The sequence below is a fragment of the Streptomyces sp. NPDC090106 genome (assembly GCF_044747265.1).
GTDB lineage: Bacteria > Actinomycetota > Actinomycetes > Streptomycetales > Streptomycetaceae > Streptomyces.
Map to the genome: position 1 here is coordinate 563,853 of NZ_JBIVDS010000003.1, position 22,250 is coordinate 586,102.

Annotated in this window: 23 protein-coding genes and 1 tRNA gene; 12 read left to right on the forward strand and 12 right to left on the reverse strand. The window is 70.5% G+C overall.

The window, feature by feature from the left end; translation table 11 throughout:
• Nucleotides 1-11: 11 nt before the first annotated feature.
• Genes ACIPSE_RS12425 through ACIPSE_RS12445 form a run of 5 tightly spaced genes read right to left on the reverse strand, consistent with a single transcriptional unit; the run spans nt 12 to nt 5,526 of the window.
• Entirely contained in the window at nt 12-1,274 is a 1,263-nt protein-coding gene (locus ACIPSE_RS12425) for an MFS transporter (protein WP_401661091.1), read from the reverse strand.
• Nucleotides 1,258-2,316 carry a dipeptide epimerase gene (locus ACIPSE_RS12430; protein WP_401661094.1) on the reverse strand — a complete coding sequence of 353 codons (1,059 nt, stop codon included), beginning with the start codon at nt 2,314-2,316 and terminating at the stop codon, nt 1,258-1,260. The genes ACIPSE_RS12425 and ACIPSE_RS12430 overlap by 17 nt, the downstream gene beginning before the upstream one ends.
• A complete protein-coding gene (locus tag ACIPSE_RS12435) occupies nt 2,313-3,425 on the reverse strand; it encodes a PLP-dependent cysteine synthase family protein (protein WP_401661096.1) in 1,113 nt (370 codons plus the stop codon). The genes ACIPSE_RS12430 and ACIPSE_RS12435 overlap by 4 nt, the downstream gene beginning before the upstream one ends.
• Complete coding sequence (locus ACIPSE_RS12440) at nt 3,422-4,273, reverse strand: Rossmann-like domain-containing protein (RefSeq protein ID WP_401661099.1); 852 nt, start codon at nt 4,271-4,273, stop codon at nt 3,422-3,424. The genes ACIPSE_RS12435 and ACIPSE_RS12440 overlap by 4 nt, the downstream gene beginning before the upstream one ends.
• On the reverse strand, nt 4,270-5,526 hold the full coding sequence (locus tag ACIPSE_RS12445) for an ATP-grasp domain-containing protein (protein WP_401661102.1): 1,257 nt from the start codon (nt 5,524-5,526) through the stop codon (nt 4,270-4,272). Before ACIPSE_RS12445 ends, ACIPSE_RS12440 begins: the two co-directional genes overlap by 4 nt.
• A gap of 454 nt (nt 5,527-5,980) precedes the next feature.
• Here ACIPSE_RS12445 and ACIPSE_RS12450 point away from each other — a divergent pair, with 454 nt between their 5' ends.
• The 5 genes from ACIPSE_RS12450 to ACIPSE_RS12470 all read left to right on the forward strand — a co-directional run bounded on the left by ACIPSE_RS12450 (nt 5,981) and on the right by ACIPSE_RS12470 (nt 9,398).
• The gene (locus tag ACIPSE_RS12450) at nt 5,981-6,118 is read left to right on the forward strand and encodes a hypothetical protein (RefSeq protein WP_401661105.1); all 138 of its coding nucleotides are present in this window, start codon (nt 5,981-5,983) and stop codon (nt 6,116-6,118) included.
• Nucleotides 6,115-7,872: a SulP family inorganic anion transporter gene (locus tag ACIPSE_RS12455; protein ID WP_401661108.1), complete on the forward strand. Its 1,758-nt coding sequence runs from the start codon at nt 6,115-6,117 to the stop codon at nt 7,870-7,872. Before ACIPSE_RS12450 ends, ACIPSE_RS12455 begins: the two co-directional genes overlap by 4 nt.
• Complete coding sequence (locus tag ACIPSE_RS12460; protein ID WP_401661111.1) at nt 7,869-8,279, forward strand: pyridoxamine 5'-phosphate oxidase family protein; 411 nt, start codon at nt 7,869-7,871, stop codon at nt 8,277-8,279. Before ACIPSE_RS12455 ends, ACIPSE_RS12460 begins: the two co-directional genes overlap by 4 nt.
• Nucleotides 8,279-8,704 carry an ATP-binding protein gene (locus ACIPSE_RS12465; RefSeq protein ID WP_401661114.1) on the forward strand — a complete coding sequence of 142 codons (426 nt, stop codon included), beginning with the start codon at nt 8,279-8,281 and terminating at the stop codon, nt 8,702-8,704. Before ACIPSE_RS12460 ends, ACIPSE_RS12465 begins: the two co-directional genes overlap by 1 nt.
• 343 nt (nt 8,705-9,047) lie before the next feature.
• On the forward strand, nt 9,048-9,398 hold the full coding sequence (locus tag ACIPSE_RS12470) for an ArsR/SmtB family transcription factor (protein WP_401661116.1): 351 nt from the start codon (nt 9,048-9,050) through the stop codon (nt 9,396-9,398).
• A gap of 180 nt (nt 9,399-9,578) precedes the next feature.
• Here ACIPSE_RS12470 and ACIPSE_RS12475 read toward each other — a convergent pair whose 3' ends face one another.
• From ACIPSE_RS12475 to ACIPSE_RS12490, 4 genes are all read right to left on the reverse strand, one after another.
• Nucleotides 9,579-9,779 (reverse strand): DUF6126 family protein, encoded by a 201-nt coding sequence (locus ACIPSE_RS12475; RefSeq protein ID WP_401661119.1) that lies wholly within the window; start codon nt 9,777-9,779, stop codon nt 9,579-9,581.
• Nucleotides 9,780-9,958: 179 nt separating this feature from the next.
• On the reverse strand, nt 9,959-10,297 hold the full coding sequence (locus tag ACIPSE_RS12480) for an ArsR/SmtB family transcription factor (protein ID WP_401661728.1): 339 nt from the start codon (nt 10,295-10,297) through the stop codon (nt 9,959-9,961).
• Between the two features lie 5 nt (nt 10,298-10,302).
• On the reverse strand, nt 10,303-10,485 hold the full coding sequence (locus tag ACIPSE_RS12485) for a hypothetical protein (RefSeq protein WP_401661122.1): 183 nt from the start codon (nt 10,483-10,485) through the stop codon (nt 10,303-10,305).
• A gap of 241 nt (nt 10,486-10,726) precedes the next feature.
• Nucleotides 10,727-11,134 (reverse strand): DUF6083 domain-containing protein, encoded by a 408-nt coding sequence (locus ACIPSE_RS12490; protein WP_401661125.1) that lies wholly within the window; start codon nt 11,132-11,134, stop codon nt 10,727-10,729.
• Between the two features lie 331 nt (nt 11,135-11,465).
• On the opposite strand from ACIPSE_RS12490, the gene ACIPSE_RS12495 reads away from it, so the two are divergent.
• Nucleotides 11,466-11,549: transfer RNA gene (locus ACIPSE_RS12495), tRNA-OTHER, on the forward strand.
• A 281-nt stretch (nt 11,550-11,830) separates the two neighbouring features.
• Here the strand turns inward: ACIPSE_RS12495 and ACIPSE_RS12500 are convergent.
• From ACIPSE_RS12500 to ACIPSE_RS12510, 3 genes are read right to left on the reverse strand one after another with little or no spacing between them, the layout of a single operon-like run.
• The gene (locus ACIPSE_RS12500) at nt 11,831-12,709 is read right to left on the reverse strand and encodes an ATP-binding cassette domain-containing protein (RefSeq protein WP_401661128.1); all 879 of its coding nucleotides are present in this window, start codon (nt 12,707-12,709) and stop codon (nt 11,831-11,833) included.
• Between the two features lie 8 nt (nt 12,710-12,717).
• Nucleotides 12,718-13,794, reverse strand: coding sequence for an ABC transporter permease (locus tag ACIPSE_RS12505; protein WP_401661131.1), 1,077 nt, complete (start codon nt 13,792-13,794; stop codon nt 12,718-12,720).
• Nucleotides 13,794-14,840 carry a sugar ABC transporter substrate-binding protein gene (locus ACIPSE_RS12510; RefSeq protein WP_401661134.1) on the reverse strand — a complete coding sequence of 349 codons (1,047 nt, stop codon included), beginning with the start codon at nt 14,838-14,840 and terminating at the stop codon, nt 13,794-13,796. Before ACIPSE_RS12510 ends, ACIPSE_RS12505 begins: the two co-directional genes overlap by 1 nt.
• Nucleotides 14,841-15,160: 320 nt before the next feature.
• On the opposite strand from ACIPSE_RS12510, the gene ACIPSE_RS12515 reads away from it, so the two are divergent.
• From ACIPSE_RS12515 to ACIPSE_RS12540, 6 genes are all read left to right on the forward strand, one after another.
• Entirely contained in the window at nt 15,161-16,210 is a 1,050-nt protein-coding gene (locus tag ACIPSE_RS12515) for a LacI family DNA-binding transcriptional regulator (protein WP_401661136.1), read from the forward strand.
• Nucleotides 16,211-16,602: 392 nt separating this feature from the next.
• Complete coding sequence (locus tag ACIPSE_RS12520; RefSeq protein WP_401661138.1) at nt 16,603-18,048, forward strand: sugar porter family MFS transporter; 1,446 nt, start codon at nt 16,603-16,605, stop codon at nt 18,046-18,048.
• A 68-nt stretch (nt 18,049-18,116) separates the two neighbouring features.
• Nucleotides 18,117-19,313 (forward strand): Gfo/Idh/MocA family protein, encoded by a 1,197-nt coding sequence (locus ACIPSE_RS12525; RefSeq protein WP_401661140.1) that lies wholly within the window; start codon nt 18,117-18,119, stop codon nt 19,311-19,313.
• Nucleotides 19,314-19,467: 154 nt separating this feature from the next.
• Nucleotides 19,468-20,352, forward strand: a complete 885-nt coding sequence (locus ACIPSE_RS12530) for a sugar phosphate isomerase/epimerase family protein (RefSeq protein ID WP_401661143.1) — start codon at nt 19,468-19,470, stop codon at nt 20,350-20,352.
• Nucleotides 20,353-20,447: 95 nt separating this feature from the next.
• Nucleotides 20,448-21,461: a sugar phosphate isomerase/epimerase family protein gene (locus tag ACIPSE_RS12535; protein ID WP_401661146.1), complete on the forward strand. Its 1,014-nt coding sequence runs from the start codon at nt 20,448-20,450 to the stop codon at nt 21,459-21,461.
• Nucleotides 21,458-22,237 (forward strand): SDR family NAD(P)-dependent oxidoreductase, encoded by a 780-nt coding sequence (locus ACIPSE_RS12540; protein WP_401661151.1) that lies wholly within the window; start codon nt 21,458-21,460, stop codon nt 22,235-22,237. Before ACIPSE_RS12535 ends, ACIPSE_RS12540 begins: the two co-directional genes overlap by 4 nt.
• Nucleotides 22,238-22,250 lie beyond the last annotated feature (13 nt).

A 22,250-nucleotide genomic window follows, 5' to 3' on the forward strand; every position in this document is an offset into this window, starting at 1 on the left:
TTCGTGCCTCCTCACACCGTTGCGGGCAGGGCGGGCCGGGACGGGGACGGCAGCGATCCGAGTCGGCGCAACCAGGCCACCCCGAGTGCGGAGGCGAGCCCGAACAGGGCGCAGCAGACCCAGGGAAGCCACTCGGCGTCCCCGCGCCGACCGGTGTCCATGGCCCAGCCGACGACGGTGTTGCCCACGGCGGCGGCGATGCCGGAGATCACGTAGAAGACGCCGAAGTAGGTGCCGGTCAGCTCCGGTCGGCCGAAGCCGGGGATGAGCTCCATCACGAACGGCTGGGCGATCATCACGCCCAGGTAGAGCAGCAGCGCGCCGGACAGCACGGGCAGTGCGCGCAGGAGCGCGTCGACCGCGCCGTCCGGGCCGTCGGAGCCTGCCGCCGTCACGGACGGCGCCAGGAAGGCCAGCGCCATGAGACTCAGGCCCGTGGCGATCCAACGTGCCCTGTCCCCCCGCTTCTTGAGGGCGCGGGTGACGCGCAGTTGCAGGGTCAGGTTGGTGAGGGTGCCGACGACGAAGACGAGCCCGGCGGCGCCGTCCCAGCCGGTGGCCTGCCGGGCGCCGTCGGGCAGCAGCAGGTACAGCTGGTTCTCCAGGGTGAACATGCCGACCATGGCGAGCGCGAAGGCGAGGAAGGCCCGGTTGCCGACCACCTCGCGCCAGTCGCCCAGGACCGTGCCCTTGCCCGGCGCGACGGGCCGGACCGGCAGCACGAGGGCCTGGGCGACGGTGAGCGCCGCGAAGATCGCGGCGGCGGTGAGCGCGGAGGCGCGGAAGTCGACGAGCAGCAGTGCGCTGCCCAGCAGCGGCCCGATCAGGGCGCCGGTGGTGGCGAACACGTTGAACAGGGCGAACGCCTCCGCCTTCCGCTCCGAAGCCTCCTGTGCGATGTAGGTGCGCACGGCGGGGTTGAACAGCGCCCCGGCGAGCCCGCTGAGGACGGACGCGGCGAGCAGCACGGCCAGGTGGTCGCCGAGCGCGAACAGGGCGAACCCGACGGTGCGCAGGGCGCAGCCCGCGATGATGACGCCGCGCGCGCCGAGCCGGTCGGAGGCGGAGCCGCCGATGATGAACAGCCCCTGCTGGCTCAGGTTGCGCACGCCGAGCACGATGCCGACGACGGCCGCCGACAGGCCCAGGTTGTCGGTGAGATGGGTCGCGAGGTAGGGGATGAGCAGGTAGAAACCGATGTTGACGCCGAGCTGGTTGACGAGCAGCACCTGGACCGCGAGCGGGAAGCGGCGCATCTCATGCCACGTCCTCATCCGCCCTCACCTCCCGAACTCCCAGACCAGGCGACTCACTTGTGCGTACGAAGCCGTCCTGGCCGCCGATTCCGGTCCACGGGTCGTGGGCGAGCAGCAGATGGCCGTCGAGGTCGGTCCACCGGGCCCGGTCGGCGAGATGGACGGCGGGTGCGAGGCCGAGGCTGCTGGCGGTCAGGCAGCCCAGCATCAGCTCGGTACCGCTGCCCTCGACCAGTTCGGCGATGCGCAGTGCCGAGTGCACCCCGCCGCACTTGGCGAGCTTCACGTTGACGCCGTGGACGCGGCCGGCCAGGCGGCGTACGTCCTCAAGGCTGACGGCGTCCTCGTCGGCGATGACCGGCAGCGGCGAGCGTTCGGCCAGCACCGCGAGCCCTTCGGGGTCGCCGGGCGCGACGGGCTGCTCGACGGCCTCGACGCCCAGGCCGGCGAAGCGGGGCAGCAGAACCGTGGCCTGCGCGATCGTCCACGCGCCGTTGGGGTCCAGCAGCAGTCTGGCCCCGGGCGCCGCGTCGCGGATGACCCGGACGCGCTCCACGTCGTCCTCCGGGTCGGGGGTTCCCGCCTTGACCTTGATGACCTCGAAGCCGTCCGCGGCGAGAGAGCGGGCTTGCGCCGCGGCACGGGTGGGGGAGGTGATCCCGATGGTGCGGGCGGTGGCGGCTACCGGTGGCGTGGCGGTTCCGAGCAGCCGGTGTACGGGCGAGCCCGCGCGTTTGCCGACGAGGTCGAGGAGCGCGGCCTCCACGGCGGCGGTCACGGCTGGGGGAGTGCCCGAATCCGCCAACTCACCCGCCCGCAGCCCTTGCAGAGCAGCGTCCGGATCAGGGAAGCGGGTGAGTTCCGAACCGGCGGCGGTCAGGAGACGCTCCAGACACGGGGTGTCGAGCTGGTAGAACACGCTGCTGACGGCTTCGCCGTGGCCGCTGACACCGTCGTGTTCGACGGTCAGCCACACGGCGTCGCGTTCGGTCATGGTGGAGCGGGAGATGCGCAGTGGCTCGGTGAGCGCGAGGCGTACGGTGCGCAGGCCGGTCTTCACAGGATCCTCTCCGGGTGCGGTACGGGTTCGGCGTCGGCGTGGGGCAGCGGGTCGGTGACGCGGGTGCAGCGCACCCAGCCGGTGGCCTCGGCCGCGCCGGGGTACGGGATCTCGACGGGGCGGTCGGCGGCCCTGGCGAGGTCGAGGCCGTGGGCGGCGGTGAAGTCGTCGTCGTAGACGGTGCCGAGGTAGCGGTGCGGGCCGTCGGGGAAGACGGTGGCGACGACCGCGCCGGGATGGACGCGGGCGGCCCAGGCGGAGACCCGGGCTGCGGCGCCCGTGCTCCAGCCGCCGCTGACGAAGCTGCCGCGGGCCAGTCGGCGGCAACTGTCCACGGCTTCCGCGGGGCCGACCCAGTGGACCTCGTCGAAGGCGTCGTAGGCGACATTGCGTGGGTGGATGCTGCTGCCCAGGCCGCGCATCAGCCGTGGGCGGGCGGGCTGGCCGAAGATCGTGGAGCCGGTCGCGTCGACGCCGATGAGCCGCAGCGCCGGCCAGCGCCGCCGCAGCGGGCCGATGATGCCCGCGCTGTGCCCGCCGGTGCCGACGCTGCACACCAGGATGTCCAAGTGGTCGATCTGGTCGCTGAGTTCGGTGGCGAGGGAGGCGTAACCGGCCCGGTTGTCGGGGTTGTTGTACTGATCCGGCCAGTACGCCTCCGGCAGCAGCGTGAGCAGTTCCCGCAGTCGGTTCAGCCGTGCGGCCTGCCATCCGCCCTGGGCCGCCGGTCGGTCCACGATCTCCAGCCCCGCCCCGTGAGCTCGCAGCAACTGACGCATGGACGGCTCCAGTTCACTGTCGCCGACCAGTACGACGGGATGGCCGAGCAGCTGGCCCGCGAAGGCGAGGCCGATACCGAGCGTGCCGGAGGTGGATTCCACCACCGGTTCGCCGGGCCGCAGTTCGCCGCGTTCACGGGCGCCCAGCAGCATGGACACCGCGGCCCGCGCCTTCATGCCGCCCGCCGCCAGTCCTTCGAGTTTCGCCCAGAAGCCGGGGTGCGGGCCGGGCAGACCGGCGGTGATACGGACCAGGGGAGAGCGGCCGAGCAGGGCGAGCAGCTCCGGGCGCTCAGGGCGGGCCAGGGGGCGTACCGTCGTCGTGCTCATCGGCCGCCCTCAAGGCGGGAGGCGCCGTACCGGTGCACGATGCTCGGGCCGCCGTCGAGCCAGAAGAAAGGATACGGCTCGGCGCAGACCGCGCTCACGCCGTGGCCGAGGAAGCGGGGCAGTACGGCGCTGCCGGTCTGGGCGAACATCACCAGTTGCTTGCCGTGTGCCAGCGCGTGGCGCCGCAAGGGCTCGAAGGTGCCGTTGCCCAGCGTCATCCCGGAGACCAGCAGGGCGTCACAGCTGTCGGCACCGGCGAGCGCGTCGGTGACAACCTTCTCGCCCCACTCGGTCAGCCCGCCCTTGAGGTCGCAGGGGACATAGGCGAGCCCGCGCGAACGCAGCCGCTCAAGAAGCGAGTTGACGACCCCCACCACCAGTACGGTCGAGCCGGGCGGCAGGTCGAGCAGGCCGACGACCGCCGTCGCCCGGGCGCGCGACTTTTCCAGCGACGACCCGGCGGCCAACGGCACGGGCCGCGCCCCGTTCGGCGGCGTGTGCGGAAAGGCCTGCATCAGGTAGGCGTCCAGCGCGGCCACGCGCACCGGCGGCAGCGGATGCTCCAGCAGGTCGGCCACGCTCGCGCCCACGCACTCCTCGACCGCGTTCTCGGGCAGGGCCCCGGGTTCGACCGCGCACGAGCCGACGGCCGGGCCGAGCCGCAGACCGAGGACCTCGTTGCGGTAGCCGGTGCCGCGCCCGTCGTGCCGTACCGCCTGCCGGGTGGTGAAGGCCACGGCGATGCGCTGCGAGGCAGGATCGGGGCCCATCGCACCGGCACGGACGCACTCCAGCAGCTCGTCGTACGTCCCGAACACCGTCGGAACCCTGCCGGTGAGCGCGGTCATCGGATCACCAGCCCGGCACGCAGCCCACCGAGCAGAGCCTCGACCCGCGCGCGGGCACCCAGCCCCTCGGTGTCGCCCGCCATCACGTGCCCGAGGTACTCGTTGTTGCTGCCCGCCGCCGTCACCGGCTTGCCGGGCTCGGCCAGCCGCACCTCCAACACGCCAGGTGCGTCGCCGAGTTCCACGCCATCCAGCGAGTCGAGCGTGCCCGAGGTCTCCGGCACGAGGAAGCCGATGGCGGCGCTGCGCAGCCCGGTGTCGCCGCCCCTCAGGTCCGGCTCGCTGCCGAGGGAGACCTCCACGAACGCCGCGGCCAGGTCGATGCCGGTCACATGACGGACCAGCTCGGTGATGCGGTTCCCGGCGGGCCGAGGATTGACCTCGACCACGCGCGGACCGGCGGAGGTCAGCTTGATCTCGGTGTGCGCCACCACGCCGTCGGTCAGGCCGAGGGCCTTGAGCGCGGCGAGCGCGGTCCGCTCCGCGGCCTCGGTGTCGGCGGCGGAGAGGGCGGCCGGGAACATGTGCCCCGTCTCGATGAAAGCGGGTGCCCCTGCGATGCTCTTGTCGGTCACACCCACCACGTGGACCGCGCCCGCGTGCGACACCGTCTCCACACTCACCTCGGGGCCGTCCAGCAGTTCCTCCAGCAGGACGACGGGGGCGCGCCGCTGTCCGCGCGCGTTGACCGGGAAGTCGGTCAGCATCCGTACGGCGGCGGCGAGTTGCTCCTCGTCGTCCACGCGCCGCACGTACATGCCCGCGCACAGGTCGACCGGCTTGACGACCAACGGGTAGCCGATCTCCCGAGCCGCCCGCGCGAGGTCGGCCCGCTCCTCGTGCACGGCGAAGCGCGGCCCGGGTACCCCGGCGTCGGCCAGGACCCGCCGGGTGGCGTCCTTGCGGCAGGCGTCCTCGACCGCCCGCGGGCTGGGGCCCGGCAGGCCCAGCCGTGCGGCGATCCGGGCCACGGTCGGCAGGTAGTAGTCGCAGGACGTGATCACGCCGTCGAAGCGCAGCACCTGGTGCAGCCGCTCGACCTGCGGGAGCAGGGTGTCGATGTCGTTCGTGTCGGCGGTGAGCACGTTGCGGGCGCCGAGCAGTGGGTGCGTCGCCCCTTCAGGGGCCGTGCGGAGGTAGTGGTGCAGGTCGCGGGTGAGGAACGTGAACTCGTGCCCACCCTCGCGGATCGCCCGTGGCAGGAGCCTGCTCATCGACCCGACCCAGCTCTCGACCATCAGCAGATGAGCCACAACTCCCCTTTTCGTGACCGTGGTTCAGGTGTCAAGGCAGCCCGGAGAGCCCTCGGGAGGGAGGGGGCGGGCTGACGCACGGCACACGCTAGCGATAATCATTTTCATTTACCAGCCCCTTTGTCGGGTCGCCGAGAAGCGGCGCTTCACTCCGTCGCTTCGCCCTGGCGCCTCGCCCCGACGGCTCGTCCCGACACCTCGCTTCGCTGTCTCCCCGCGCGCCCGCGCGCCCGCGCGGCTCCGGGTCGCGGCTCGCGGCCGGGTTCCCGCCGCTCGACGCGCACTCGACTGCAACGAGTATCGCAATTGCTAAATTTCGCAATTGATTAGATGCTGTGCTGGCTGCGTGCGTGTCACTCCGATCCGGTATCCGCGGGCGCGGCACGGATGTGACTGGTGTGTGTGCTGTATCCGCCCCTCGGGGCGGGGTCTTCGAAGGGGAAGTCGAGGAGCCGTGCCCGTTCCGCTGTACCAGGCCAAGGACAAAGCCAAGGACAAAGCCAAGGACAAAGCCAAGGACAAAGCCAAGGACAAAGCCAAGGTCGAGGCCAAGGTCGAGGCCAAGGTCGAGGCCGAGGTCGCCGCGCCATGACCACGGCATCTGTCCGGGCCCGGGCCCGGGCGCGTGCCCGGATCACGTCGCTCCTGCCCACGCGTTCCGACCTCGCGGAAGCAGGCCGCGCTCCCCGCCGCGACCTGCTGGCCGGGCTCACCGTGGCCGTCGTGGCGCTGCCCCTCGCGCTCGGCTTCGGCGTCTCCTCGGGTCTCGGCGCGGAGGCGGGCCTGGCGACCGCCGTGGTCGCCGGTGCGCTCGCCGCCGTGTTCGGCGGATCGAATCTCCAGGTGTCCGGACCGACCGGCGCCATGACCGTCGTCCTCGTACCGATCGTCGGTCAGTACGGAGCGACAGGCGTGCTGACCGTCGGGGTGATGGCGGGCGTCATGCTCGTCGTCCTCGCCGCCCTGAAGGCCGGCCGGTACATGCGGTACGTGCCTGCCCCGGTCGTCGAGGGCTTCACCCTCGGCATCGCCTGTGTCATCGGCTTGCAGCAGATCCCGAACGCGCTCGGCGTACCCGAACCCGAGGGCGACCGGGTCCTCGTCGCCACCTGGCGCGCGCTCGAGGAGTTCGCGAAGCATCCGAACTGGACAGCCGTCGGTTTCGCGTTCGCCGTGGCCGCGGTCATGCTGGTCGGCGCCCGCCGACGGCCGACCGTCCCCTTCTCCATCCTCGCGGTGATCGCGGCCACGCTGGTGGCGCAGGCAGCCGGACTCGACGCGGCGAAGCCGATCGGCACCCTGCCGTCCGGACTCCCCGCCCCCACCCTGTCCTTCCTGGAACTCGGCTCGATGGGCTCCCTGCTCGCCCCGGCAGCGGCGGTCGCCGCCCTGGCCGCCCTGGAGTCTCTGCTGTCCGCGTCGGTCGCGGACGGCATGACGGTGGGGCAGGAGCACGATCCCGACCGGGAACTGTTCGGCCAAGGCCTGGCGAACATCGCCGCTCCGTTGTTCGGCGGGGTCCCCGCGACCGGCGCCATCGCACGGACCGCCGTCAACGTCCGCACCGGCGCCCGCTCCCGCCTCGCCGCCCTCACACACGCCGCGGTCCTCGCCGTGATCGTCTTCGCCGCCGCGCCCCTGGTCGCGAAAATCCCGCTGGCCGCCCTGGCCGGCGTCCTGCTGGCCACCGCGATCCGCATGGTGGAGGTCGGCTCGCTCAGGGCGATGGCGAAGGCCACCCGCTCCGACGGGCTGATCCTCGTCCTGACGGCCGTCGCCACGCTCGCCCTCGACCTCGTCCACGCCGTCGTCATCGGCTCGGCGGCGGCCGGTGTCCTCGCCCTGAGCGCCGTGGCCAAACAGGCCCGCCTCGACCAAGTGCCCCTGGACCAGGGCGACCACAGCGCCGAGGAACACGCGCTGCTCGCCGAGCACATCGTCGCCTACCGCATCGACGGCCCCCTGTTCTTCGCCGCAGCCCACCGCTTCCTGCTGGAGCTGACCGAGGTCGCCGATGTCCGCGTCGTCATCCTGCGCATGTCCCGGGTGTCCACGATGGACGCCACCGGTGCCCTCGTCCTGAAGGACGCCGTGGACAAGCTCACACGACGCGGCATCGTCGTCATGACCTCCGGAATCCGCCCCGGCCACCGCCAAGTCCTCGCATCGGTGGGCGCGCTGGACCTGCTTCGCCTGGAGGGCCGGGAGCACGACAGCACCCCCGAGGCGATCCGGGCCGCCCGCGACCACCTCCACCTGGCGGGCCTCCTGCCCGCCGCCCCCGCACACACGCCGCATACAGCGCGCCCGAAGACGACCGACACCAGTGAGGAACCCGTCCGATGAGCACCACTCCCGCCACCGCGCGCATGGTCGAGCTCTCCGGCGCGGAAGCGCTGTGGCTGGTGGAGGGCAGCAGACTCGGGCGGCTGGTGCTCGTCCAGCGCGAGTTGGCCGTCGTCCGGCCCGCCGGTCATGCACTGGAGTACGGGCGGCTGGTGGTGCGCACCCCGGTGCAGGGGGCTGCCGTGCCGACGACGGCGACCTACCAGGTGGACGAGGTCCGCGAGGCGAGTGGCACCGGCTGGACGGTGAACGTGACCGGTCCCGCCGACATCGTCACCGACCCGCACGAGGTCGCCCACCACCGTCGTACGCTCACCGGCTGGACGCACGGCCCGCACGACACGATCCTGCGCATCCAGCCCCGGACGGTCACCGGATTCCGCCTCACCGGCCGGGCGGACAGCTGATGTCTCCGCAGCCGGCGGCGCTGCCCCACCGACACGTGCTCACCCTCCCCAGCCTGCCGGCGGCCGTCCGCGTCGCACGCCAGACCGCCGAACAGACCCTGGTCGAATGGGGGATCGGCCTGCGCCATCCCACGGTGGACCCGGCTCTGCTGATCCTCAGCGAACTGGTCGCCAACAGCGTGCGGCACGCCGCCTTGCTCTCCCCGGAGGTCACCGTGGTCTACGCGGCCGGTCCGGACTGCCTGGCCTTCGCCGTCCACGACCGCCACCCCCACCAGCCGCCGCTGTCCACCTCCGTCACAGGCGGGGACGCCGGAGGCCTGAGCACCGTCATGGAGCTCGTGCTCGGCCTCGGCGGCACCGCCAGGGTCCGCGGAGACGCTGACGGCAAGGGCAAGAGCATATGGATCACCCTCCCCCTCTGAACCGGACCGGTCATCGCGGACCTGTAGGGCTGTTGTCCCTCGGTCGAGCAGCCGCGCCGCCCGCACCGCCGACGGCCCACCGCCACCACTCCGGACGTCCCCGTCCGCACCGGCCGCGCCACGGCCCTCCACGCACACTGCGCGGGGACAGACCGAATTGCCAACGTCGGCAATTCAATAGATCCTCAGGTCAGCAAGGATGTATCCGGGCTGCGCGGTGCCTATTCGGTACCGCCGGTGGCACACGCGAGGATGGGCCCATGCGTGTGACGAGTAGGTGGATGAGATGTACCCACGTCCGGCCGGTGCGGCCGTGCCGCAGTGTCGGAGAGGGGACGGCCCGGTGAGTACGCCGCTCTACCAGCTCAAGGCCGAGTTCTTCAAGACGCTCGGGCACCCCGCGCGTATCCGTGTGCTGGAACTCCTCAGCGAGCGCGAGTACGCGGTCGCCGAGATGCTGCCGGAAGTCGGCATCGAGGCCGCGCACTTGTCCCAGCAGCTGGCCGTGCTGCGCCGGGCGAACCTGGTCGTGACCCGCAAGGTCGGCTCGACCGTGTACTACTCGCTCACCAGCCCGCACGTGGCCGAACTGCTCAAGGTCGCACGGACCATCCTGTCGGGCGTGCTGGCCGGACAGGCCGAACTGCTCGCCGACCTGCAGGACCCGCGGGGGAGGGGCAAGCCGCCCTCGTAGCGACGACTCCTGACCGGCGGGGGCCGTCTCCCGAGGCGGTGACAGTGCTCCGCGGTGCCGGGCGAGGGCCACGAGATGGGCCCCACGTCGGCGCTGCCGGAGGGGGAGTTGCGTGAGCGCGGTGAGGTCGTGATCTCCCGCAACGGCGATCACTCAAGGCAGTTCCTCCTGGCGCGCGGGTCACTTGTGCGCATGCTCACCCAGGTAGAAGAGCAGCCACACGAACCCGGCGAACAGGTGCGTGCCGAAGATGTAGAAACCGGCTCGGATGGCGACCCCGCGCTCGATCCACCGCTCCCTGTCCTTGGCGACAGCCCCGGTCGTCCCCATGGACGGCTCGCCGGGGGAGCCGACGGTCTGTTCGGGCCCTTCATAGCTCACAGCACTGCCTCCTCGCCTTTCACCTGATGTCCCTGTCCGATGGATGTCTGCGCGGCTACGACCGAACGCTGAAACCGCACCCGGACGACCTTGCCGTCATGGCGGACAGGGGCGCTGCGCTGACGTCACCCGCGGAGCAAGTGGCCGACTCGCGCGCCCGATGCCGATGCCGATACCGCTCACCGCATAGGCTCCGCCGCGCGCAGCTCGTCCAGCAGGTCCTGCCGACTGCTCACCAAGGTCGTCAGAATCCGCCGCGCGGCGGCGAGCAACTCGGCCACATCGCCCCCGGCCAGCTCGTAGATGACCGTCGACCCGGTGCGGGTGGCGGTGACGATCCCGGAACGACGCAACACCGCCAGCTGCTGCGACAGGTTCGACGGCTCGACCTCGATCGCCGCCAGCAGGTCGCGCACCGGCTTCGGCCCGTCCTGCAGCAGCTCCAGCACCCGGATGCGCACCGGGTGACCGAGCATCCGGAAGAACTCGGCCTTCGCCTCGTACAACGGAACCGGCATCCCCATCACCCTTCCTCTGTCGCGTCCGCACCGGCATCGATGCCGTGCCGCAGCGCCACCCTCAACGCGTCGTCCAACTCGTCCTCCGCCACGGCCACTTCGTAGGGGTCGCCGGCCTCCAGAGCCGTCGACAACGCGGCCCGCGCCGCCCGCACCCGCTCCAGCACGGCATCGACGAAACCGCCCACCCGGGACCAGCCCCCTATGCTCTGCCTGGCATGGCAACTGACAAATTGAAGAACTCTTCAATTGTAGGGGACGACCCTCCGCCCGAACGCTTCTGATCGGAGCGGTGAGATCGCCCCGGCGCATGCTGAGAACGGCGTAGGACCCCGGCTGATGTTCACCTGCCCGGAGGGGACCGCAACCTGCCGGCTCCGAGGCCGGTCGAGTCCTCATGCCCGAGTCAAGCCGTCGGGGCCGCCGGTGTCACAGATCAAGCATCGTCTCGTCAGCTGATCGCGCAGCCCGTACGGCAGCGCACCGGAACCGATGGGCAGGTGTGACCAGTTCACCCGGGATCGGATCGATGCCGCGCACCCGAACTGCCACGACATCGATCACGACGGGGGAGTGAGCAGGCTTGATCGGGATCAGCCGCCACCGGAAAGGGTGCGGAACATCTTTGGCCGGTAGGTCTGTCATGGCCAAATGGACCCAGCGGTCGTAGACGGTGGGATAGACGCGCACGTCAGCACCGCACAGGCGACAAGTCGGCGGCTCCACAAAGGTCACATCATCGGGGTCGAACACAGGCCGAGGCGGCGCCGTGGCGCCTTCCTGCTCCGCCATTTCGTTGGCGAGCCGATTCCAGCAGTCGTCGCACAACACGGCCATGAGATCGATGCGGCCTCGGCTACGGACCGTCGGTCCGGCCTCCCCGCAGCGCTGGCGTAAGTGTTCGTCGCGATCGCCACTAGCCCCCATGTGTTCGAGTGTGACCGTGTCTGAGCAAATCGCAGTAGAGCTCGATTTGGCCTTATTTGGGGATCAGAGGCATGGAGGTTCGCCCAGGCACGCGCCGACGGGCTCGACCAAGGCGGACCCGCTCCACCAAGGCGGACCCGCTCGACCAAGGCCGACCCGCTCGACCAAGGCGGACCCGCTCAGACGCTGGCCCTCAAAAAATACGTGGGCTCGCCGATCTCCGATTCAGTACGCTCCGCGTGGCCATGTGTCGTTCAGCGGCCCAGGACGTCGTACGCGGGTTCGCCCGATGCGGAAACCCCGGTTCGAATCCGGGCCATGGTCACCCTCGGCACGCCCACGGCCACGCGCACGCCCACTCCCCGCCCGGGCCGCGCCCCCTCCGTTCCGGTGTGCGGGCGTGCGTCGGCGGCGGCAGCGCCGAGCGGGTCGAAGGTACGGGCGCGGGCGCAGCCAGAGCCGGGAAGCGCGTCCAGCGGCGCGGCGCAGCCGGGTGCCTTGAGTCGGTGCGTGTGGGGGCGCGGGATGTTCGCCCCCACACGCACGCCCAGCTCCGCTCGGCCCCGTCTCGGTTACGGCATGCAGGCGCGACGCTCTGTCCGCAGGCTAGGTGGCGCTCGGCACGACGGTCTCCGGGAGCCCTCCGGTGTCCACGCCGTGCACCTGGGACAGTTCATGTTTGAGGGCGGCGAGTTCGGCGCCCCCGGCCATGTGGTTGGTGAGTTCTTCGAGTCCGACCTCGCTGCGGGCGGCGGAGAGTTCGAGGGTGCCCAGGCGCAGCACGCTGAAGTGGTCGCCGACCATGTAGGCGTGGTGCGGGTTGTGGGTGATGAAGATGACGCCGAGGCCGCGGTCGCGGGCGGCGGCGATGTACTTCAGCACCACCCCCGACTGCTTCACGCCCAGCGCGGCCGTCGGCTCGTCCAGGATCAGCACCCGGGCGCCGAAGTAGACGGCACGGGCGATGGCGACGCACTGGCGCTGGCCGCCCGACAGCGTCCCGATCGGCTGCTCCAGGTCGTCCAGGACGATGCCCATGTTCCGCAGCTCGCGATCCGCGGTCGCCTTCATGCCCTCGATGTCCAGACGCCGCAGCGGCCACGGCCCCTTCGTCATCTCCGAGCCGAGGAAGAAGTTCCGCCACACCGGCATCAGCGGCACCACCGCCAGGTCCTGATAGACCGTCGCGATGCCCTTGTCCAACGCCTCACGCGGCGTGGAGAACTTCACCGGCTCGCCGTCGATGAGGAACTCGCCCTCGGTGTGCTGATGCAACCCGGAGATGATCTTGATGAGGGTGGACTTTCCGGCGCCGTTGTCGCCGAGTACGCAGGTCACCCGGCTGGGGCGCACCTGGAGGCTGACTCCGTGCAGCGCGCGGATGTTGCCGTAGGACTTGCCGGTGGCGCGCAGTTCGACGATCGCGTCGCCGGCCCTGCCCGCGTGGTCGGTGGCGTCGAGGGTGGTGGTTCGGGTGGTGGTCATGGGGTGGTTCACCTCCGGGTCGCCGTGCGGCTGACCCACAGATTGATGAGCGTGGCGCCGAGGAGCATCACGCCGAGGAAGGCCTTGAACCAGTCGGGGTTCCATCCGGCGTAGACGATGCCCTGCTGGACCATGCCGAACATGAAGGCGCCGAAGACCGGGCCGATGGCGGAGCCGGAGCCGCCTGTCAGCAGGCAGCCGCCGATGACCGCCGCGGCGATGTAGATCAGCTCCTGGCCGACGCCTTCGCCGGACTGGACGGTGTTGAACGAGAAGAGCTGGTGCATGCCGACGAACCAGGCGCCGAATCCCACGAGCATGAACAGCGAGATCTTGGTGAAGGTGACCGGGACGCCCACGGCTCGCGCGGATTCCTTGTTCCCGCCGACGGCGAAGATCCAGTTGCCGTACCTGGTGCGCAGCAGCACCCAGGTGGCCAGGGCGGCGAAGACCAGCCACCAGACGATGGTGATCTTCACCTGGACGCCGCCGATCTCGACCGACGAGGCGAAGACGTTCTTCGCCTGGGCGAAGCCGTCCATGTCGCTGATGTCGTCGGTCGCCACGTTGCCGGTGACCAGCTTGGTGACCGCGAGGTTGACGCCCTGGAGGATCAGGAAGGTGCCGAGGGTGACCAGGAAGCTGGGCAGACCGGTCTTCACCAGGAGCCAGCCGTTGAGGAGACCGATCGCCAGCGAGACCGCCAGGGCGGCGATGACACCGACCCAGATGTTCATGCTGAGCTGGTAGCTGAGCATGGCCGCGGTGAGGGCCGAGGCGATCACGGCGACGCCCGCCGAGAGGTCGAACTCCCCGCCGATCATCAGCAGGGCCACGGGCAGAGCCATGATCCCGATGGTCGACGACTGGTAGAGGACGTTGGCCATGGAGCCGGCCTCGCGGACCGGCGGCGCCGCCGCCAGGAAGAACACGTAGACCGCGGCGGCGCCGAGGAACACGCCCACGTCGGGGCGGGCCAGCAGCCGCAGGAGCAGGGGGCGCCGTGCGGTGCGACCGTCCGTCTGCCGGGGGCCGGAGGCCGGCGGTGAGGTCACCGCCGGCGCAGCCTGCTGGGTCATGCTCATCACCGGGTGCCCTTCGCGGCGAACGCGGCGACCGCGTCGACGTTGGACTTGTCGACGAAGGCCGGCCCCGTCAGCACCGGAGCCTCCCCGCCACCGCTGTAGTTGCCGTTGTTCTTGTAGAGCCACAGGGAGTCGACGGCGAGGTAGCCCTGGAGATAGGGCTGCTGGTCGACGGCGAACTCGATCGTGCCCTTCTCGATCGCGGACACCAGGTCCTTGTTGAGGTCGAAGGTGGCGATCTTCGCCTTGGAGCCCGACTCGGACACGGACTGGACGGTGGTCAGGGCGATGGGGGCGCCGAGGGTGACGACCTGGTCGATGGACGAGTCGGTCTTGAGCTTGGCGGTGATCGTCGACTTCACCGACGGCATGTCCGTCCCGTTGACGTAGAGGACGTCGGTCGTGCCGCCGAAGGTCTTCTTCACTCCGGCGCAGCGCTCCTCCAGGTTGACGTCGCCCTGTGCCTGGATGACGCAGAGGACGTGCTTGGCCCCGGTCTGGTCGATCTTGGTGCCGAGTGCCTGTCCCGAGACCGACTCGTCCTGGCCGAAGAACGACAGCAGGTTCTGCTCCTGCCAGACCCCGAGCCCCGCGTTGAGGCCCACGACCGGGATGCCCGCCTTCTCGGCCTTGGCGACGACGTCCTTGAGGGCGTCGGGCTTGGCGAGGGTCACGGCGATGCCGTCGACCTTCTGGTCGATGGCGTTCTGCACGAGGTTGGCCTGGTCACCGGCTGTCTCGTCGTTGGAGTAGATGAGCTTGACGTTGTCCTTGGCGGCGGCTGCCTCGGCCCCCTTGCGGATGGTGTCCCAGAAGGTGTCCCCGGACGGCGCGTGGGTGATCATCGCGATGGTCATCCGGGGGGTGTCGGCCTTGCCTGCCGAGACGCCGGCCGCGGTTTGGTCGGCCTTCTTGCCGCCGGAACCGCTGGAGCAGCCGGCGATGGTCAGGGTGGCCGCCGCGGCCACGGCCACCGCGGCCGTGAGTCTGGAGCGGGAGCGAGGGCTGGGGCTGGGGCTGGTGTTGGGGGAGTGGGTGCGGCTCATGGCTGTTCAGTACCTCTTCGTACCGCTGACGGAGTCGACCATCAGCTGAGCGGGGTGAGCCCGATGCGGCGGGATGGGTGCACTGGAGAGGGGTCCCGGGATGAGGGACGGGCGTGATGCGTGATGGCTCGGTGTCGCGCATCTGGACCGGTGGCGCGTGTGAACTCGTCGTTTCGTCAGCCGGTTCACGACCGGTGGAAGGGCGCTGGAGGGGGGTGCCGGTTCGGCGACGCCTCTTAAAGCGCTTGAATAGTCGGTACTATGTGACCTGGCCAACAGCATGTCAAGACATGCTGAACAACTTCTCGGTGAGGGCATCCATGAACACCCCGGAAACCTCCGCCGAAGGCAGCGCGTACCGCGCGCGGCCCAGGCTCCAGGACGTCGCGGACCGCGTGGGCATGTCCACCGCGTCGGTGTCGCTCGTGCTCCGTGGGGTTCCGGGGCCCAGCGCCCAGACGCGAGAACGCGTCCTGGCCGCGGCGGAGCAGCTCGGCTACCAGCCGGACCGCAACGCCCAGGTGCTGGCGAGCAGGCGGAGCCGGCTGCTCGGAGTCATGATCGACATCCACAGCCCCTTCCATGCCGAACTCGTCGATCACCTGCACGCCGAGGCGGAGAAGGCGGGCTACGACCTGGTTCTGAGCACCGTCACACCCCGCCGTGACGAGCGGGCCGCGCTCCAGACCCTGCTCTCCTTCGGCAGCGAGGCCCTGATCCTGCTCGGTCCGATCGCTCCGCCCGACGCGCTGCGTGTCCTGGACGAGCGGCTGCCCACGGTCGTCGTCGGCCGACGGATCGCCGGTGATCCGCTGGACGTGGTGCGCACCGCGGACGCCGACGGCGTGGGCGGCCTCGTCGAGCATCTGGTCGCCCTGGGGCACCGCCGCATCGCGTACGTCGACGGCGGGAAAGGGGTCATCGCCACGGACCGGCGGCGCGGTTATCGCCTGGCCATGCGGCGGCAGGGGCTTGCCGAGCACGCGCAGGTCGTCGCGGGGGACACGACGGAGAAGTCGGGCGAAGCGGCGGCCCGTCGGCTGGCGCAGCAGGACATACTGCCCACGGCCGTGCTGGCCTACAACGACCCTTGCGCGGTCGGGGTGCTCACCGAGCTCACCCGCCTCGGCCTCTCCGTTCCCCGCGACATCTCCGTGGCCGGCTACGACAACGCCGCCATTTCCCAGCTCGGCTGCTTCGACCTGACCACGGTCAGCCAGAGCCCCGCCGAGCAGGCCGGCCGCGCGGTCGAGATCGCCGTCGAACGTCTCGACGGCAGCCGCACGATGCCGCGCGAAGTGATTCTGCCCCCGCGTCTGGTGATCCGCGGTTCCACGGCAGAGGTCTCCGGCGCGCCCGGTTCGCGCTGACGGACACCCGTGTGGCCCAGCCCCGGGGCGGGACACGGCCGGTTGGCCGGTTGGTCCTCCGGGTGCGGTGGCGGCGTAGGCCTGGTGCCTGACTGGCTGTTCCGGGCGGGTGGCGGCCTGCTGATGGACAGGTGTCGCGCCCGCCCGGCCCGTGGGGTGGGCGGGGTCCGCGCCTTGGGGTTGCTCGGACTGGAGACCCCGTGTGACGTGGTGCGATGCCTCGCTTGGGACTGGGGCGGCGGTGTCGTGCCCGCCGAGGAAACCCCGGCTTAACAACCTATTGACATGACATTTGGATGGCTGCATCGTAGTGCCCATCGAATTTAAAGCGCTCTAAATGCCGTGAGTCTGTCCGTCGGACTGCCACGCGCGACCTGGTGAAGGACGAACCCATGGCAATGGCGCCACGCCTCTCACAGCCCGGACAACGGGGCCCTGACCTGGACGGCACGGCCCCCGCGAAACACGTCGACCGCCGGCTGCGGCTCATCACGCTGATCGCCACCTTCGGTGGCCTGCTCTTCGGCTACGACACCGGAGTCATCTCCGGCGCACTGCCCTTCATGTCCCTGTCCCACGACGAAGGCGGACTCGGCCTCACCCCGCTCACCGAGGGAGTGGTCGCCTCCTCGCTGGTCCTCGGCGCGGCCTTCGGAGCCCTCCTCGGCGGCCGGCTCGCCGATCACTACGGACGCCGCCGCACCATTTCCGCACTGGCCGTCCTGTTCTTCGTCGGCGCCCTGGGCACCGCCCTGGCCCCAGGCCTCACGGTGATGGTGCTCTTCCGGGTCCTGCTCGGTCTCGCGGTCGGCGGGGCGTCCGCCACCGTGCCGGTGTTCCTCGCCGAACTCGCCCCGGCCGAACGGCGCGGACGGCTGGTCACCCAGAACGAACTCATGATCGTCACCGGCCAGTTGTGCGCCTACACCTCCAACGCCGTCATCGCCGAGACCATCGGCGAAGCGGGCATCTGGCGCTGGATGCTCGCCATCGCGACCGTCCCCGCCGTCCTGCTGTGGATCGGCATGCTGTTCGTGCCCGAGTCGCCCCGCTGGCTAGCCGCACACGGACGGACCGACGAGGCAGCCGAAACCCTCCGCCAGGTTCGCGCCCCGGGCACCGTCGACGCCGAACTCGCCGAGATCGAGCACCGCGTGGCCGCCGACGCGAGCGAACCCCGAGCCGGCTGGAACGATCTGCGCACCCCCTGGATCCGCCGCATCGTGATCGTGGGACTCGGCCTGGCGGGGCTCTCCCAGCTCACCGGCGTCAACTCGATCATGTACTTCGCGCCGACGATCCTGCTGGAGACCGGGCTCGGCACCCAGGCGGCACTCACCGCCACCATCGCCAACGGAGTGGTCGCCGTCATCGCCGTCTCCTGCGGCATCTGGCTGCTCGGCCGCCACGGACGCCGGCAGATGCTCCTGGTGGGCCAGATCGGTGTCACCGTCTCCCTCGCCCTGATCGCGGCAGCGTTCCTCCTGCTGCCCCAGTCGCCGCTGCGCAGCTACCTGGTGCTCGCCTTCATGCTGACGTTCCTCGCCTTCATGCAGTGCTGCATCGCGACCGTGTTCTGGCTGATGCTCTCCGAGATCTTCCCGCTCAGGCTGCGCGGCTTCGCGATGGGTGTGTCCGTGTTCGGCACCTGGACGGCCAACTTCGCGGTCACCCTGCTCTTCCCGCCGCTGATCTCCACGATCGGCGGAGCCACCTTCCTGATCTTCGCCGCGATCAACGTCGCGTCCTTCGTCTTCTACGTCCGCATGGTCCCCGAGACCCGCGGGCGCTCCATGGAAGCCATCGAGGACTCCTTCCGAGCCCAGTCCGCCGCCTGACCCTCCTCTCCCTCTCCCTCCCTCTCTCTTCCCCTTCCCCTCCCCTCCTCTTCAGCTAAGGACCGATCATGACCTCGTCCCAGAAGCCGATCTCCGTCGCCGTCATCGGCGCGGGCATGGCGGGCCGCAGCCACGCCGCCGGATACCGCAACGCCAACACCGTCTTCGGCGCCGGTCTGCCGCCCGTACGCCTGGCCGCCGTCGCCGACGCCAACACGGAACTCGCCGCGGACGCCGCCCGCCGCTACGGATTCGAGAAGGCCCTGCCCAGCTGGGAGGCCGTCGCCGAGGACCCGACGATCGACGCCGTCAGCATCGTCGTGGGCAACGCCCTGCACCGTCCGATAGCCGAAGCGCTGGTCGCCGCGGGCAAGCACGTCCTGTGCGAGAAGCCGCTGGCCGGTTCCCTGGACGACGCCCGTGCCATGGCCGAGCTGGAGCGGGGCACCGACCTCGTCACCGCCGTCGGCTACACCTTCCGCCGCTCTCCGGGCATCGCCGCCATCCGCCGGCACGTCGAACGCGGTGAGCTCGGCGACCTCACCCTGTTCAGCGGCCGGTACTGGTGCGACTACGCCACCGACCCCAACGGGCCGCTGAGCTGGCGCTTCAAGGGCGGCGCGGGCTCCGGCGCGCTCGGTGACGTCGGCTCGCACATCATCGACGCCGCCGAGTACGTGGCCGGGCCCATCGTCTCCGTCTCCGGCGCCAGTCTGTCCACGCAGATCACCAAGCGCCCGCTGCCTCTCGGCGCCGTCGTCGGCCACAACGCCGCCCCCGTCTCGGACGAGTTCGGCGAGGTCGAGAACGAGGACACCGCCACCTTCACCGCCCGCTTCGAGTCCGGCCTCGTCGGCACCTTCTCGCTGACCCGCACCGGATTCGGTCTGCCCAACGGCCTCGCCTTCGACGTCCTGGGCGTCGGTGGACGGGCCGCGTTCGACCAGCACCGCCCCGCCGAGTACCTCTTCGACGACGCCCAGCCCGACGCCCGTACCCGCGGTGCCCGCCAGGTCATCGCCGGCCCCCAGATGCCGTACTTCGCGGGCGGCGTCCCGATGGAGGCCCCCGGTGTCGGCGCCAGCAACGGCGACAACTTCACCTACCAGGCACGGGCCTTCCTCGACCAGGTGGCCGGCTCCGCCGACGCGCTGCCCGCCTGCGCCACCTTCGCCGACGCGCTGCGCACCATGGAGATCATCCAGGCCGTCGTGGACTCCTCGCGCAACGACGGGGCCGTCGTCGCGGTGCCGCCCGTCGCCTGAGCCCACAGCCCGTCGCATCCCGGGCCGGGTGTGTCGCATCACCGGCGGCTCGCCGGTCCCGGCGGACGGGTACCGGACCATCGCCCCGCACTGCCCGCACTGCTTGTACTCCCCGCACTGCTTGTACTCCCCGTTCCCTTCCCGGAGTTCTCCCATGAAGCTCGCTCTGGATCCCCAGATGTTCTACAGCACCCACTCGGTGCTCGACCTGCCCGATGTGGTCGCCCGGGCCGGCTACTCCTGGATGGAGCTGTCGCCCAAGGACGACTTCATTCCGTTCTTCCGGTACCCGCGCGCCGATGACGCCACCGTGGCGGCGCTGCGCAAGCGCGCCGCCGACGCGGGCGTCGGCATCGCCTCCGTCCTGCCCGTGCTGCGCTGGTCGGGGCCGGGGGAGGAGGAGCGGCAGGCCGCCGTCCGCGCATGGCGGCGGGCCATCCAGATCACGGCCGACCTCGGCGTGGACACCATGAACTCCGAGTTCAACGGCCGCCCCGAAGCAGCCGAGTTCGCCGAGAGCCAGTTCCTGCGCTCGATGGAGGAACTCGTCCCCGACTTCGAACGCGAAGGCATCAAGCTAGTCCTGGAACCGCACCCCGACGACTTCATCGAGGACGGGCACGCGGCCGTCGACATGGTCCGCGGCCTGAACCGGGACTGGATCTCCTTCCTGTACTGCACGCCGCACACCTTCCACCAGGGCAACGACCCGGCGGGCATCATCGCCGCCGCCGGTGACAAGGTCACCTACGTCCACCTCGCGGACACCCTCGACCACACCGCGTCCAACGGCCTGCGGTACATCGTGAACCCGCCGGGCTCCACCGTCCGCGTGCACCAGCACAGCGAGATGGGCCGCGGCGAGGTCGACTTCGACGCCGTGTTCGCCGCGCTCGCCGGCGCCGGGTTCGACGGCGTGGTCTCCTCCTGCGTCTTCGGCTGGGAGGAGCACGCCGAGGAGATCAGCGTGCGTCAGCGTGAGAAGGCGAGCGCGCTCATCGAGAAGCACTTCGGCACCGGGGTCCTCACTCCGCGCTGACACCGCCCGCCGTACGGACGGCCCGCGCGCCTCCGCACTCCCCACCCGCCTCCGCACTCCCCGCACACCCTCCCCGAGAACGAGAGAAGCACGCAATGAAGCTGGGACTCTACAACGCGATCCTGCACGACCGCCCGCTGCCCGAGGCGATCAAAGTCATCGCCGACCTCGGCCTGACCGGCATCGAGCTGAACACGGGCGGCTTCCTGCCCGCCGTCCACGTGCCGACCTTCGACGACATCCTCGTCAGCGACACCGCGAGGGACGACTTCCTCGGTCTGTTCGAGGGCACCGGCGTCTCCATCGCCGGTCTCAACGCCAACGGCAACCCGCTGCACCCCAATCCCGTCATAGGGCAGAAGCACGCCGAGGACATCCGCCGCTCCATCAGGCTCGCCGAGCGCCTGGGCCAGCACCGCCTCGTCACCATGTCCGGCCTGCCCGGGGGAGAAACCGGCGCGACCCGCCCCAACTGGATCGTCAACGCCTGGAACTCCGCCGCACTCGACGTCCTCGACCACCAGTGGAAGATCACCGCCGACTTCTGGCGCGAGACCGACCGCCTCGCCGCCGACCACGACGTCAAGGTCGCCCTCGAACTCCATCCGCAGAACATCGTGTTCAACACGGCCACCGTGCACCAGCTCATCGAACTGACCGGTGCCACGCACGTCGGCGTCGAACTCGACGCCTCCCACCTGTTCTGGCAGCAGATGGACCCTGTCCAGGTCGTACGGCACCTCGGCGAGCTGGTCTTCCACGCCGCGGCCAAGGACGTCCGGATCAACCCCGCGTACGCGGCGCTCAACGGAGTCCTCGACAACAGCTTCCGCCGCCTGTCGGCCGATGAACCGCGCGTCAACCTCGGCGGCGACGAGTGGGCCAACGAATGGCCCCAGCAGTCCGCCTGGGACTTCGTGGCGCTCGGCAAGGGCCACGACGTCGCGTACTGGACCGAGTTCCTGCGCGCCCTGCACGAGGTCGACCCCGACATGCTCGTCAACATCGAGCACGAGGACACCGAACTCGGCCCCGTCGAGGGCGTATCCGTTGCCGCTGACGTACTCAAGGCCGCCGACGCCGCACTCCAGAGCTCCCTCACGTCATGATCGCCTGGGCCAACTACCCCTACCGGGGGCAGGTCGTGCTCGTCACCGGAGCGGGCACCGGAATCGGCCGGGCCACCGCGCGCGCCTACCTGGAGCAAGGAGCGCAGGTCGCCGTGCTCGGCCGCAGGCCGGAACCGCTGCGCGAGACCGTGGCCGGCTTCGACCCGGATCAGTACCTCCTGCTGGAGGTCGACGTGACCGACGGCGCCCGGCTGGAGACGGCCATCGCCGCGGTCGTGGAACGCTTCGGCCGTATCGACGTCGTCGTCGCCAACGCCGGCACCTGCGAACCGAGCGTCATCGACACCTTCGACGACGCCGCCTGGGAGCGACTGCGGTCGGTGAACCTCGACTCGGTCATCCAGCTCGCGCGCCTCGTGGTGCCCCATCTCCGTTTCACCCGAGGCAACTTCCTCGCCGTCTCCTCCGTCTCCGGGATGCGCGGCGACTGGAAGCAGTTCGCCTACAACGCCACCAAGGCGGCCGTCAACGGATTCGTGCAGAGCCTGGCCCTCGACCTCGGCCAGGACGGCATACGCGTCAACGCGATCGCCCCCGCCTTCACGGAAACCCGCCTCACCCAGGCCCGACTCGACGACCCGGTCTTCTCGGAGCGGCTCCAGGACCGCCTGGCGCTGGACCGCGTCGCCCAACCCGAGGACATCGCACGCGCGGCCCTCTTCCTCACCAGCCCCGACGCCGGATACATCACCGGAGCGGTCATCCCGGTCGACGGCGGGACGACGGCCTCGACGGGAGCTCCTCGCGCGGTCTAGGAACCTTACGGCG

Bases quoted from the DNA above. Each gene is read 5' to 3' on its own strand.
- ACIPSE_RS12425 (WP_401661091.1), bottom strand. From the start codon at position 1,274: ATGAGGACGTGGCATGAGATGCGCCGCTTCCCGCTCGCGGTCCAGGTG.
- ACIPSE_RS12435 (WP_401661096.1), bottom strand. From the start codon at position 3,425: ATGAGCACGACGACGGTACGCCCCCTGGCCCGCCCTGAGCGCCCGGAG.
- ACIPSE_RS12440 (WP_401661099.1), bottom strand. From the start codon at position 4,273: ATGACCGCGCTCACCGGCAGGGTTCCGACGGTGTTCGGGACGTACGAC.
- ACIPSE_RS12455 (WP_401661108.1), top strand. From the start codon at position 6,115: ATGACCACGGCATCTGTCCGGGCCCGGGCCCGGGCGCGTGCCCGGATC.
- ACIPSE_RS12460 (WP_401661111.1), top strand. From the start codon at position 7,869: ATGAGCACCACTCCCGCCACCGCGCGCATGGTCGAGCTCTCCGGCGCG.
- ACIPSE_RS12465 (WP_401661114.1), top strand. From the start codon at position 8,279: ATGTCTCCGCAGCCGGCGGCGCTGCCCCACCGACACGTGCTCACCCTC.
- ACIPSE_RS12480 (WP_401661728.1), bottom strand. From the start codon at position 10,297: ATGCCGGTTCCGTTGTACGAGGCGAAGGCCGAGTTCTTCCGGATGCTC.
- ACIPSE_RS12490 (WP_401661125.1), bottom strand. From the start codon at position 11,134: ATGGCCGTGTTGTGCGACGACTGCTGGAATCGGCTCGCCAACGAAATG.
- ACIPSE_RS12500 (WP_401661128.1), bottom strand. From the start codon at position 12,709: ATGACCACCACCCGAACCACCACCCTCGACGCCACCGACCACGCGGGC.
- ACIPSE_RS12505 (WP_401661131.1), bottom strand. From the start codon at position 13,794: ATGAGCATGACCCAGCAGGCTGCGCCGGCGGTGACCTCACCGCCGGCC.
- ACIPSE_RS12510 (WP_401661134.1), bottom strand. From the start codon at position 14,840: ATGAGCCGCACCCACTCCCCCAACACCAGCCCCAGCCCCAGCCCTCGC.
- ACIPSE_RS12515 (WP_401661136.1), top strand. From the start codon at position 15,161: ATGAACACCCCGGAAACCTCCGCCGAAGGCAGCGCGTACCGCGCGCGG.
- ACIPSE_RS12520 (WP_401661138.1), top strand. From the start codon at position 16,603: ATGGCAATGGCGCCACGCCTCTCACAGCCCGGACAACGGGGCCCTGAC.
- ACIPSE_RS12525 (WP_401661140.1), top strand. From the start codon at position 18,117: ATGACCTCGTCCCAGAAGCCGATCTCCGTCGCCGTCATCGGCGCGGGC.
- ACIPSE_RS12530 (WP_401661143.1), top strand. From the start codon at position 19,468: ATGAAGCTCGCTCTGGATCCCCAGATGTTCTACAGCACCCACTCGGTG.
- ACIPSE_RS12535 (WP_401661146.1), top strand. From the start codon at position 20,448: ATGAAGCTGGGACTCTACAACGCGATCCTGCACGACCGCCCGCTGCCC.
- ACIPSE_RS12540 (WP_401661151.1), top strand. From the start codon at position 21,458: ATGATCGCCTGGGCCAACTACCCCTACCGGGGGCAGGTCGTGCTCGTC.